The organism is Streptomyces sp. NPDC002181, from assembly GCF_042890485.1.
In the GTDB taxonomy this organism is placed as follows: Bacteria; Actinomycetota; Actinomycetes; order Streptomycetales; family Streptomycetaceae; genus Streptomyces.
In genome coordinates, this window is sequence record NZ_JBIASC010000013.1 from 109,470 (window position 1) to 120,805 (window position 11,336).

Sequence of the window (11,336 nt, forward strand, 5' to 3'; positions counted from 1 at the left end):
GCCTCCAGGCCGCCCGGGTGGAAGAGACCTCCGGCAGCGATGACGCTGACATGTGTGCTGAGCCATCTGCCGGAGGCGAATTAGCAGTGGACGTTTCGTGGACCCTCTGGGTGCTGACCATTCTCGGTCTGTGCATCCTCATCGGCGCCGATTTCTTCATCGGCCGCAAACCGCATGACGTATCGATCAAGGAAGCGGGCACCTGGACGGTCGTCTGGATCGTGCTCGCCGGGCTCTTCGGCCTCGGCCTGTGGTTCTTCGGGAACCCGCAGGCCTCGCAGGAGTTCTTCGCCGGCTTCATCACCGAGAAGTCCCTGAGCGTCGACAACCTGTTCGTCTTCGTCCTGATCATGGCGAAGTTCGCGGTGCCCTCCCACCTCCAGCAGCGCGTCCTGCTGGTGGGCGTGCTGATCGCCCTGGTCCTGCGTGCGATCTTCATCGCCGCCGGCGCGGCGATCATCGCCAGCTTCTCCTGGGTCTTCTACATCTTCGGCGCGTTCCTGATCTACACCGCCTGGAAGCTGATCCAGGAGGCCCGCAAGGACGAGGACGAGGAGGAGTTCGAGGAGAACCGCCTCCTGAAGACGGTCGAGAAGAAGTTCGGCGTCGCCGACAAGTACCACGGCACCAAGCTGTTCATCGAGAGCAACGGCAAGCGCGTCCTGACCCCGCTGATGGTCGTCATGCTCGCCATCGGCACCACCGACGTGCTGTTCGCCCTGGACTCGATCCCCGCGATCTTCGGCCTCACCCAGGACCCGTACATCGTCTTCACGGCCAACGCCTTCGCCCTGATGGGTCTGCGCCAGCTGTACTTCCTCATCGGCGGCCTGCTCAAGAAGCTGGTCCACCTCAGCTACGGCCTGTCGATCATCCTCGGCTTCATCGGCGTCAAGCTGGTGCTGCACGCCCTGCACGAGTCCGGACTGGACGTCCCGGTCGTCTCGATCCCGGTCTCCCTCGGCGTCATCTGCGGTGTCCTCGTGATCACCACGATCACCAGCCTGATCGCCTCGAAGAGGCAGGCGGCCGCCGAGGCCGCCGCCCGCCCGGAGAGCGTCGACGCGTAGGGACCGTAGACCCCTCGGGGCCTACGCGGGGGCGGCCGCTTCGGCCGCCCCCTTTCCCGTACCCGCACCCGTCCGCGCCCGCACGACCGCCGGGTTCGTCTCCGGCAGCAGCGCGAAGCAGACCAGGCTCAGCAGGGCGATCCCGCTCAGGTACAGGGCGACGCCCCACGGCGGACCGGAGCCGGCCGCCAGCGCCGTCGCCACGATCGGGGTCAGCGCCCCGCCCAGCACCCCGCCCAGGTTGTAGCCCACGGCCGCGCCCGTGCAGCGGATCCGCGGGGCGTACAGCTCCGGCACGTACGCGCCGACCACGGCGAACATCGTCACCATGCCCAGCAGCCCGCCGAGGCAGCCCAGTGTCATCAGCAGCGGGTCCGCCGTCCGCAGCAGAGCGACGAACGGGAACATCCACACCAGGCACATCGCACTGCCGATCAGGCACAGCGGCCGCCGCCCGTACCGGTCGCCGAGCACCGCCACCACCGGAGTCAGCGTGCCCTTCAGGGCGACGGCCGCCATGATGCAGGCCAGCATCACGGTGCGGTCGACCTTGAGGTGCTCCGTGGCGTACGCGAGGGACCAGGTGGTGACCGAGTAGAAGACCGCGTACCCGGCGGACAGGGCCCCGCCGGTCAGCAGGACCAGCCGCCAGTGCCCGCGTACGACCTCGGTCAGCGGCGCGTCGGAGCGCCGGCCGGTCTCCGCGAGGGCCCGGAACTGCGGGGTCTCCTCCACCGAGCGGCGCAGCCACAGCCCGGCGACGGCCAGTACGCCGGCCGCCCAGAACGGCACGCGCCAGCCCCAGGACGTGAACTGCGCGTCGGTCAGCGTCGCGGACAGGGTCAGGGTCATGCCGTTGGCCAGCAGGAATCCCAGCGGCGGGCCCACTTGCGGGAAGCTGGCCCACAGCCCGCGCCGCTGCTCGGGGGCGTGCTCGGCGGTCAGCAGGACCGCGCCGCCCCATTCGCCGCCGAGGCCCAGCCCCTGGAGGAAGCGCAGTACGAGCAGCAGCAGGGGTGCGGCCACTCCGATCGTCGCGTACGTGGGCACGCAGCCCACGGCGACCGTGGCGAGGCCGGTGAGGAGCAGGGAGGCGAGCAGGACCGGGCGGCGCCCGTAGCGGTCGCCGATGTGGCCGAAGACGACCGAGCCCAGCGGACGGGCGAGGAAGCCGATGCCGAAGGTGCCGAAGGCGGCGAGGGTCCCGGCGAGCGGCGAGAAGGACGGGAAGAACAGCGGGCCGAGCACGAGGGCGGCGGCCGTGCCGTAGACGAAGAAGTCGTAGAACTCGATGGCGGTCCCGGCGAGCGAGGCCATCGCCAGCCGCAGCATCGAGGGCGGCCGGGGAACCGCGCGCCGGGGGAGGGCGGGGGAGGGGTCTTGTTGCATGGTGCAGCAACTACCCCGCCCCACACCCCCAGGACGTGCGTTCGGTCATCTTCGACCGGAAGGAGTGCTTCCTGTCGCGGTGTTGACCGGGGACCGCGTGCGGGGGCGCCCGCTACCAGCCGCGCTCGCGCCATTCGGCCAGGTGCGGCCGCTCGGCGCCGAGCGTGGTGTCGTCACCGTGGCCCGGGTAGACCCAGGTCTCGTCCGACAGCTGCTCGAAGAGCTTGTGCTGGACGTCGTCGATCAGCCGCTCGAAGGCCTTCGGGTCCCCCCAGGTGTTGCCGACGCCGCCCGGGAAGAGGCAGTCGCCGGTGAAGACGTGCGCGTGCCCGTGCGGGTCGTCGTAGATCAGGGCGATGGAGCCGGGGGTGTGGCCCACCAGGTGGCGGGCGGTCAGCGTGACTCGGCCGACCGTGACCGTGTCCCCGTCCTCCACCAGTACGTCGGTCGCCACCGGGATGCCCTCGGCATCGTGGGCGCCCGCGTACGTACGGGCCCCGGTCGCGTCGACGACCTCCGCGAGCGCGCCCCAGTGGTCGCCGTGCCGGTGGGTGGTGACGACGGCGGCGATGCCGTCGTCCCCGATCAGGTTCAGCAGGGTCGCCGGCTCGGCGGCCGCGTCGATCAGCAGCTGCTGGTCGGTCGCCCGGCAGCGCAGCAGGTACGCGTTGTTGTTCATGGGGCCCACCGCGACCTTGGAAATCATCAGGTCCGGAAGTTCGTGCACGTCGGCCGGACCGCCGACCTTGACTGCTCCGCTGTACGTCATGTCCTGATCCTAGAGCGGGGGAAGGGCCGGGAGGGGGCCGCCGACGACAGTGAGGTGCGCGCCCCGGTCCCCGCGGCCCGCCAGCCAGCCGAGGAGCTCGGATCCGGTGCCCAGGAGGGTGACCGGTCCGCCCTCGGATCCGCCGGTGTGCCAGGTGGGGCCGGAGGCGTCGCCCGCGATCTGGAGGGTGACCGGGGGCACCTCCGGGCGTCCGGACCAGCGGTCGGCGAGGAAGGCGATCTCGCGGGCGGTGAACTCCGCCGGCAGGTCGGCGAGCTCGTAGCCGATGTTCAGGTCGACGTGGTGCAGCTCGACCTCGACGAGGCGGCGGAACGGCACGTTCGAGGCCAGGTCGGTGACGCCGTTGCGCAGCTCGACGGTGCGCGACCAGTCCTGGTCCCGCTCGGTCTGGGCCAGGAACGCGGCGTGGGTCGCGCGCACGTCGGCGAGCTGGACGTCCAGCTCGCGCGGGGCGTCGCGCTCGATGTCGGAGTCGCGGGCCTCGGCGCTCTCGTACATCGGGCGGCCGGTGAAGACGTTGACGAGGGCGTCCGCGTTGCGTGCCAGGTGGGCGAGCACGTGGCCGCGGCTCCAGCCCGGCAGATGTGACTCTTCGGCCAGGGCCGCGTTGTCCAGTTTGGCGAGAGCGGTCAGCATTCGGTCCGTGGCTTCACGTACAGATTGCAGGTCGTGCACATGATCAGTCATGGATCCGAGCCTAGTGCCGCCGACCCCCGGCCACACGAACGGGTGAACCCGTCTGCCGAGTGCCGTAAATCGAATGCGCGTGCTATACGCTCGAAGTCCAAGCTCTTCTCCATCGCAGAGGCGCCCACCCAGCCAGCCGTACGCTGGACAGTCGGGGGCCCCGTGCCCCCGCTCTCTCAAGAAAGGTGCGGACCGGCGTGACCGACCGTCTCATCGTTCGTGGCGCTCGCGAGCACAACCTCAAGAACGTCTCGCTCGACCTGCCCCGCGACTCACTCATCGTCTTCACCGGACTCTCCGGGTCGGGCAAGTCCTCCCTGGCCTTCGACACGATCTTCGCCGAGGGCCAGCGCCGCTACGTCGAGTCGCTCTCGTCGTACGCCCGCCAGTTCCTCGGGCAGATGGACAAGCCCGACGTGGACTTCATCGAGGGGCTCTCGCCGGCCGTCTCGATCGACCAGAAGTCGACCTCGCGCAATCCGCGCTCGACGGTCGGCACCATCACCGAGGTCTACGACTACCTCCGCCTCCTCTTCGCGCGCATCGGCAAGCCCCACTGCCCCGAGTGCCGCCGCCCCATCTCCCGCCAGTCGCCGCAGGCGATCGTCGACAAGGTGCTCGCCCTGCCCGAGGGCAGCCGCTTCCAGGTGCTCTCGCCGCTGGTGCGCGAGCGCAAGGGCGAGTTCGTCGACCTCTTCTCCGACCTCCAGACCAAGGGCTACAGCCGGGCGCGGGTGGACGGGGAGACCATCCAGCTCTCCGAGCCGCCCACGCTGAAGAAGCAGGAGAAGCACACGATCGAGGTGGTCATCGACCGCCTCACCGTCAAGGAGAGCGCCAAGCGCCGGCTCACCGACTCCGTGGAGACCGCCCTGGGCCTCTCCGGCGGCATGGTGATCCTGGACTTCGTCGACCTCGCCGAGGACGACCCCGAGCGTGAGCGGATGTACTCCGAGCACCTCTACTGCCCGTACGACGACCTTTCCTTCGAGGAGCTGGAGCCGCGCTCCTTCTCCTTCAACTCGCCCTTCGGCGCCTGCCCCGAGTGCACCGGCATCGGTACGCGCATGGAGGTGGACCCGGAGCTGATCGTCCCCGACGAGGACAAGTCCCTCGACGAGGGCGCGGTCTCGCCGTGGTCCCTCGGCCACACCAAGGACTACTTCCAGCGGCTCGTCGGCGCGCTCGCCGGCGAGCTGGGCTTCCGTACGGACATCCCGTGGGCCGGGCTGCCGCAGCGGGCGAAGAAGGCCCTGCTGTACGGGCACAAGACGCAGATCGAGGTCCGCTACCGCAACCGGTACGGGCGGGAGCGGGCGTACACGACGGCTTTCGAGGGCGCCGTGCCGTTCGTCAAGCGCCGGCACGCGGAGTCCGAGAGCGACGCCAGCCGCGAGCGCTTCGAGGGCTACATGCGCGAGGTGCCGTGTCCGACCTGTGAGGGCACGCGTCTGAAGCCGATCGTGCTCGCGGTGACGGTGATGGACAAGTCCATCGCCGAGGTCGCCGCGATGTCGATCAGCGAGTGCGCGGACTTCCTGGGGCGGATGCGGCTCGACGCCCGCGACAAGAAGATCGCCGAGCGGGTCCTGAAGGAGGTCAACGAGCGGCTGCGCTTCCTCGTCGACGTCGGCCTGGACTACCTCTCGCTGAACCGCGCCGCCGGCACCCTGTCGGGCGGCGAGGCCCAGCGCATCCGGCTGGCCACGCAGATCGGCTCCGGCCTGGTGGGCGTGCTGTACGTACTGGACGAGCCGTCCATCGGCCTGCACCAGCGCGACAACCACCGGCTGATCGAGACGCTGGTGCGGCTTCGCGACATGGGCAACACGCTCATCGTCGTCGAGCACGACGAGGACACCATCAAGGTGGCCGACTGGGTCGTGGACATCGGCCCGGGCGCCGGCGAGCACGGCGGCAAGGTCGTGCACAGCGGCTCGCTGAAGGAGCTGCTGAAGAACTCCGAGTCGATGACCGGGCAGTACCTGTCCGGGAAGCGGTCCATCCCGGTGCCGGACATCCGCCGGCCCGTGAACGGGGAGCGGAAGCTGACCGTGCACGGCGCCAAGGAGAACAACCTGCGCGACATCGACGTGTCCTTCCCGCTGGGCGTGCTCACGGCGGTCACGGGCGTGTCCGGTTCGGGCAAGTCGACGCTGGTCAACGACATCCTGTACACGCACCTGGCGCGCGAGCTGAACGGCGCCCGCTCGGTGCCGGGACGGCACACGCGGGTGGACGGGGACGACCTCGTCGACAAGGTGGTGCACGTCGACCAGTCGCCGATCGGACGGACCCCCCGGTCCAACCCGGCCACGTACACGGGCGTCTTCGACCACGTGCGCAGGCTCTTCGCGGAGACGATGGAGGCGAAGGTGCGCGGCTACCTGCCGGGCCGCTTCTCCTTCAACGTGAAGGGCGGCCGGTGCGAGAACTGCTCCGGTGACGGCACGATCAAGATCGAGATGAACTTCCTGCCGGACGTGTACGTCCCGTGCGAGGTCTGCCACGGCGACCGGTACAACCGGGAGACGCTGGAGGTCCACTACAAGGGCAAGTCGATCGCCGAAGTCCTGAACATGCCGATCGAGGAGGCCCTGGACTTCTTCGAGGCCGTGCCGACGATCGCGCGGCACCTGAAGACGCTGAACGAGGTGGGGCTCGGCTACGTCCGGCTCGGCCAGTCGGCGCCGACGCTGTCGGGCGGTGAGGCGCAGCGCGTGAAGCTGGCGTCGGAGCTGCAGAAGCGGTCGACGGGCCGGACGGTGTACGTGCTGGACGAGCCGACGACGGGTCTGCACTTCGAGGACATCTCGAAGCTCATCAAGGTGCTGTCGGGGCTGGTGGACAAGGGGAACTCGGTGATCGTCATCGAGCACAACCTGGACGTCGTCAAGACCGCGGACTGGGTCATCGACATGGGCCCCGAGGGCGGCTACGGGGGCGGCCTCGTGGTGGCAGAGGGCACGCCGGAGCAGGTCGCCTCGGTGGGCGCGAGCCACACCGGCAAGTTCCTGCGGGACATCCTGGGTGCGGAGCGGGTCTCGGACGCCGCCTCGCTCGTGGCCCCGCCGAAGAAGGCCGCCGCGAAGCGGACGGCCGCCAAGAAGACGGCGGCCCCGGCCAAGAAGGCCGCCGCGAAGAAGGCGACGCCCCGGGCCCGCAAGGCCTGACCGCCGCGCGGAGCGGGCCCCGGCCGCCTCGGCCGGGGCCCGCTCCCCGTGGGGGGCTATCCGCTATCCGCATCCGCTATCCGCTGAGCTCGGCGGCGTACGGCGGCTCCGCGCCCGCCCGCGTGCAGGTCAGCGCCGCCGCGTGGGCCGCGTACGCGAGGACCCCCGGCCAGTCCGTGTCCACCAGGCCGCCGGCGGGGAGAGCCGACAGGCGGTGCAGCAGGGCCGCGTTGACCGTGTCGCCCGCGCCGATGGTGTCCGCCACCGCGACCCGGCGGGCCGGTACCGCGTACTCCGCGCCCTCCCGGGTCCGGACCTCCAGCCCCCGCCCGCCCCGGGTGAGCACCACCGCCGAGGGCCCGGCCGCCAGCCAGTCCGAGACGCGGCCGCCCAGCCACCGGGCGTCCTCCTCCGACAGCTTGAGGACGGAGACGTACGGGAGCCAGCCCAGGAACCGGGCCCGGTACGCCGCCGGATCCGCGATCAGGGCCGGACGGATGTTGGGGTCCAGCAGCGTCAGCAGCCCGCGCCCGGACTCCCGGCGCAGCAGGGCCTCGTACGCGCTCGCGCCCGGCTCCAGGGCGAGGGAGCAGGTGCCGAGCGCCAGGGCCCGGGTGCCCGCGGGGAGCGCCTGCGGCAGCGTGAACAGCCGGTCGGCCGTGCCCTCCACGTAGAACCCGTACGCCGCCGAGCCGTCCGGGGCCAGCGAGGGCACGGCGAGGGTGGTGGGCTCCGGCCCGCGCTGCACCAGCGAGAGGTCCACCCCGGCCGCGCGCAGCCCGGCGAGCAGGCCCTCGCCGAAGCCGTCCGTCGAGACGCGGGAGCAGAAGGCGGCCCCGGCACCGAGACGGCCCAGCGCCAGCGCGGTGTTGTACGGCCCCCCGCCCGGCCGCGGCACGAGCGCGCCCGGCGGCTGCGCCACGGGCACGAGGTCGATCAGGGCTTCTCCACCGACGACGATCACGCGGGGGAAGGTATCCCATCGGGCGGCGCGAGCGGGCAGCGGTATCGTCGGGGAGCCCGGCAGGAACACCCGAACCACCGGCATCAACCCTCAGACCAGGAGATCCGCATGTCCGCGTCGCAGCCCGCCGCCCGCCGTACCGTGCTCAAGGGCGCCGCCGCGATCGCCGGGGCCGTCGGCGCGGGGGCGGCCCTCACCGCCTGCTCCACCGAGGGCAACAGCGGCTCCGGCTCCCCGGCCGTCCCGGCCGCCCCCGTGGAACTCGGCGCCGTGTCCGAGGTCCCGGTCGGCGGGTCGAAGCTGTTCCGGGAGAAGAAGCTGGTCGTCAGCTGCCCGGCGGAGGGCCAGTACAAGGCGTTCAGCGCCCAGTGCACGCACGCCGGCTGCGTCCTGGACAAGATCGACGACGGCGAGGGCAACTGTCCCTGCCACGGCAGCCGCTTCGACGTGACGACCGGCAAGGTGCTGCGCGGCCCGGCCACCGACCCGCTGCCCGCCGTCCCGGTCAAGGCCGAGGGCGGCAAGCTCATCGCCGGCTGACCCGCCGCTCCGACACCCCCTGGGGGGATGCCGCCCTACGCCCAGTCCCAGGCGATGCCCAGCAGTCCGCACCGCACCTCCGGCTCGACGAGGTGCACGGCGCGGTGGCGCCCGCTCGGCGTCAGGTCCGCCAGGGCGCCGCGCGGGGCCCCCGGTCCGGACCGGCTGAAGCGCCGGCAGCGCACCGGCAGCGCCGCCTCGTCGAAGCGGACCTGGAGCACGTACTGCCCGCCGCTGTAGCTGAACCCGCGCACGTACTCGGCGGCGCGGCCGCCGGTCCCGTCCTCGAAGCCGTAGCCGAAGACGTACGTGTCCCCGGCGCGCAGCCGGGCGTCGAAGAGCAGCTCGGCGACCAGGACCCCGGCTTCCGGGTGCCAGCGGACGCGCCCGGTCCGGCAGTTCTCGTCCGCCCGTACGCGGACCCGGGCGGGGTCGCAGCCGGGGTCGCCGTGGTGGACGGCGAGGTACCGGTCGACGCCGTCGCGGTGGGCCCGCACGACGTGCTGCGACTCGCGGCCCAGCAGCTCGCCGGCCGCCCCGATCCGTACCCGCTCGTGGTGGCCGACGGTGTGCAGGCCGCCGTCGGCGGGCAGTTCCATGCCGGCCAGCAGCCCCTCCACGGCCGCGCCCACGCTGACCAGGGCCCGGTACGAGCGGGCCGGCGGGCGGGCCGTCCGGGCCCCGGCGCCCTCCGGGGCGGCCAGCAGCCGCAGCAGGGTCCCCTCGGGCAGTTCCAGGATCTGCTCCAGGGCCCGTACGGCCTTCAGCGACTCGGGGCGGCGCGGCCGGCGGGCGCCCTGCTGCCAGTAGCTGAGGCTGGTCACGCCGAGCTTGATGCCGCGGGCCGCGAGCCGGTGCTGCACGCGGTGCAGGGGGAGGCCGCGGGCGGTGAGGGCGGCGCGCAGGGCGAGGTGGAAGGGGCCCGCGCGCAGCAGCTGCCCCAGCTCCTGCGCGCTCGTCTGTCTGCTGTCCCCCGTGCTGTCCCCCGTGCTGTCCCGCGTGCTTTCCCCGGTCGACCGCATGACGGTTCCTCCTGTGAACATTCACGCGCGGTGGGGCGGGAGGGCTCGCCGGTGGCACCCGGGTACCAGGTGAAAGGACGGCAGTCATTCACACTGCGGTCCCGCCGTTCACACTGCAATGTCACGGCGTATTGAAGCCTGTTGACCTGATCGCGACAACACCCTGATGCTCCTCGGCAAGCGTCCGGACGCGCTCCTCCAACCCCCACCCTCCCCGGCCCCACCGGGGAGATCCCCACACGGGAGGAACGCGATGCGCAACCCCAAGCGGCGGCTGTCCCTGGCCGCCGTCCTCACCGCCGTGCTCTTCGCCCTGCCCGCCACCGCCGCCACCGCCGCCCCCACGAGCGGTGCCGGCGCCGGGTCCGCCCTGGCGTACAAGCGCCTGAACATCACCATGCAGTCCCAGCAGAAGACCAACTGGTGCTGGGCCGCGAGCGGCAACACCATCGCCACCTGGTTCGGCCGGAACTACACGCAGAACCAGTTCTGCAACGCCGCCTTCAACCGCCAGCAGGGCTACGACTGCCCCAACAACCAGGCCACGCTCGGCAATGTCCAGACCGCCCTCGACTGGGCCGGCATCAACGCGGGCTCGTACGTGACCGGCTGGCTGCGCTACACCACCGTACAGAGCGAGATCGACGCCAACCGGCCGGTCGAGACGCGGATCCAGTGGTCCAACGGCGGCGGCCACATGCACGTCATCTATGGCTACGACACCGCCGACGGCCGGGTCTACTGGGGCGATCCGTGGCCGTCCAGCGACCGCTACAACTGGGCCTCGCACGCCTGGTACGTGGACAACGACACCTTCTCCTGGACCCACTCGCTCTACCGGATCGGGGCGTGAGCGCCATGACCTCGACGTCGAAGCGCGCTTTCGCCGCGCTCCTCGCGGCTTCGGCCCTCGCCCTCGTCGGCGCCGCGGGTTCGCCGGCCTCGGCGGCCCCCGTGCCGCAGCCGCAGTCCGTCACCGCGGAGACGAAGGCGGCCGCCGCGCGGGCCGCGGCCGCCCCCGAGACGCTGACCACGCTGTCGCGGTTCTTCGCGCGGGAGGGGAAGGTCGCCGTGGACGCGGTCCGGCCACGGGTCGAGGGGGAGGTGATACCGGTCAGCTACCTCTCCCCGGACTTCGTGGCGGGCAGGGCAGGGGCACCCGTGGCCCGGCTGGAGTTCCTCGCCGCCAAGGCCGTCTCCTCCGACGGGCAGCAGGCCGCCCTGTGGACCGCCCGGACCGGGACGGGCTGGGAGGTCGTGAACATCGCCACCGGCGACGACGAGTTCCGCTACGCGCGGCTGGGCGCCGCGAAGCTGCCGGGCGGCACGGTGTTCCGGGAACCGCAGATCGACGCGTGGTACGTGGCCGAAGGGGGCCGGGTGCTGCCCCTGGACGAGGACGCGGAGCGGGCCGTGGGGGCGGGAGGCACCAGCCTCGCCGCCTACCGGACGCGGGTGACGCGGGCGTACGGGGACAAGCTGCCGGGGTCGGCGTACGCGAAGGCGGGCAGGGCCGGAGGGTACGAGGCCGGGCCGGCCGCGCCCGCCGGCCCCGCGGTGGCCCCGGTCGCGGGGGGCGTGGCGGGCACGCTCGCGCTCGGCGCGGCCGGCCTGATCGCGGCGCGCAGGTCCCGGCGGCGGGACGCCACCGCCTGACCGGCCGGGGGCCGGGGCCCGGGCGACCGCCCGGCCCCCGGCCCC

General features: G+C 72.0%; 10 protein-coding genes. 5 read left to right on the top strand and 5 right to left on the bottom strand.

Annotated elements, in window-relative coordinates; all coding sequences use genetic code 11:
* Window positions 1-86 precede the first annotated feature (86 nt).
* Complete coding sequence (locus ACFYXV_RS27515; RefSeq protein WP_385472729.1) at window positions 87-1,070, top strand: TerC family protein; 984 nt, start codon at window positions 87-89, stop codon at window positions 1,068-1,070.
* A gap of 21 nt (window positions 1,071-1,091) precedes the next feature.
* Here the strand turns inward: ACFYXV_RS27515 and ACFYXV_RS27520 are convergent, their stop codons facing one another.
* The 3 genes from ACFYXV_RS27520 to ACFYXV_RS27530 form a co-directional block, all read right to left on the bottom strand.
* Window positions 1,092-2,402 (bottom strand): MFS transporter, encoded by a 1,311-nt coding sequence (locus ACFYXV_RS27520; RefSeq protein WP_383347290.1) that lies wholly within the window; start codon window positions 2,400-2,402, stop codon window positions 1,092-1,094.
* Window positions 2,403-2,571: 169 nt separating this feature from the next.
* On the bottom strand, window positions 2,572-3,228 hold the full coding sequence (locus ACFYXV_RS27525) for an MBL fold metallo-hydrolase (protein WP_385472726.1): 657 nt from the start codon (window positions 3,226-3,228) through the stop codon (window positions 2,572-2,574).
* A 9-nt stretch (window positions 3,229-3,237) separates the two neighbouring features.
* A complete protein-coding gene (locus ACFYXV_RS27530; protein WP_385472723.1) occupies window positions 3,238-3,936 on the bottom strand; it encodes a DinB family protein in 699 nt (232 codons plus the stop codon).
* Between the two features lie 197 nt (window positions 3,937-4,133).
* Between ACFYXV_RS27530 and uvrA the strand changes: the two genes are divergently transcribed.
* A complete protein-coding gene (gene uvrA, locus ACFYXV_RS27535; RefSeq protein ID WP_385472720.1) occupies window positions 4,134-7,109 on the top strand; it encodes an excinuclease ABC subunit UvrA in 2,976 nt (991 codons plus the stop codon).
* A 76-nt stretch (window positions 7,110-7,185) separates the two neighbouring features.
* Here the strand turns inward: uvrA and ACFYXV_RS27540 are convergent, their stop codons facing one another.
* Window positions 7,186-8,073 (bottom strand): carbohydrate kinase, encoded by an 888-nt coding sequence (locus ACFYXV_RS27540; RefSeq protein WP_389384295.1) that lies wholly within the window; start codon window positions 8,071-8,073, stop codon window positions 7,186-7,188.
* Window positions 8,074-8,181: 108 nt separating this feature from the next.
* Here ACFYXV_RS27540 and ACFYXV_RS27545 point away from each other — a divergent pair, with 108 nt between their 5' ends.
* Window positions 8,182-8,613 carry a Rieske (2Fe-2S) protein gene (locus ACFYXV_RS27545; RefSeq protein ID WP_385472714.1) on the top strand — a complete coding sequence of 144 codons (432 nt, stop codon included), beginning with the start codon at window positions 8,182-8,184 and terminating at the stop codon, window positions 8,611-8,613.
* 35 nt (window positions 8,614-8,648) lie between these two features.
* Here the strand turns inward: ACFYXV_RS27545 and ACFYXV_RS27550 are convergent, their stop codons facing one another.
* The gene (locus ACFYXV_RS27550) at window positions 8,649-9,635 is read right to left on the bottom strand and encodes a hypothetical protein (RefSeq protein ID WP_389384296.1); all 987 of its coding nucleotides are present in this window, start codon (window positions 9,633-9,635) and stop codon (window positions 8,649-8,651) included.
* Between the two features lie 253 nt (window positions 9,636-9,888).
* On the opposite strand from ACFYXV_RS27550, the gene ACFYXV_RS27555 reads away from it, so the two are divergent.
* Both ACFYXV_RS27555 and ACFYXV_RS27560 read left to right on the top strand, forming a co-directional pair.
* Entirely contained in the window at window positions 9,889-10,488 is a 600-nt protein-coding gene (locus ACFYXV_RS27555; protein WP_385472708.1) for a papain-like cysteine protease family protein, read from the top strand.
* A 5-nt stretch (window positions 10,489-10,493) separates the two neighbouring features.
* The gene (locus ACFYXV_RS27560; protein WP_385835755.1) at window positions 10,494-11,291 is read left to right on the top strand and encodes a hypothetical protein; all 798 of its coding nucleotides are present in this window, start codon (window positions 10,494-10,496) and stop codon (window positions 11,289-11,291) included.
* Window positions 11,292-11,336 lie beyond the last annotated feature (45 nt).

Coding starts and splice junctions, on each gene's coding strand:
- ACFYXV_RS27520 (WP_383347290.1), bottom strand. CDS start 2,402: ATGCTGCGGCTGGCGATGGCCTCGCTCGCCGGGACCGCCATCGAGTTC.
- ACFYXV_RS27550 (WP_389384296.1), bottom strand. CDS start 9,635: ATGCGGTCGACCGGGGAAAGCACGCGGGACAGCACGGGGGACAGCACG.
- ACFYXV_RS27555 (WP_385472708.1), top strand. CDS start 9,889: ATGCGCAACCCCAAGCGGCGGCTGTCCCTGGCCGCCGTCCTCACCGCC.
- ACFYXV_RS27545 (WP_385472714.1), top strand. CDS start 8,182: ATGTCCGCGTCGCAGCCCGCCGCCCGCCGTACCGTGCTCAAGGGCGCC.
- ACFYXV_RS27525 (WP_385472726.1), bottom strand. CDS start 3,228: ATGACGTACAGCGGAGCAGTCAAGGTCGGCGGTCCGGCCGACGTGCAC.
- ACFYXV_RS27560 (WP_385835755.1), top strand. CDS start 10,494: ATGACCTCGACGTCGAAGCGCGCTTTCGCCGCGCTCCTCGCGGCTTCG.
- ACFYXV_RS27530 (WP_385472723.1), bottom strand. CDS start 3,936: ATGACTGATCATGTGCACGACCTGCAATCTGTACGTGAAGCCACGGAC.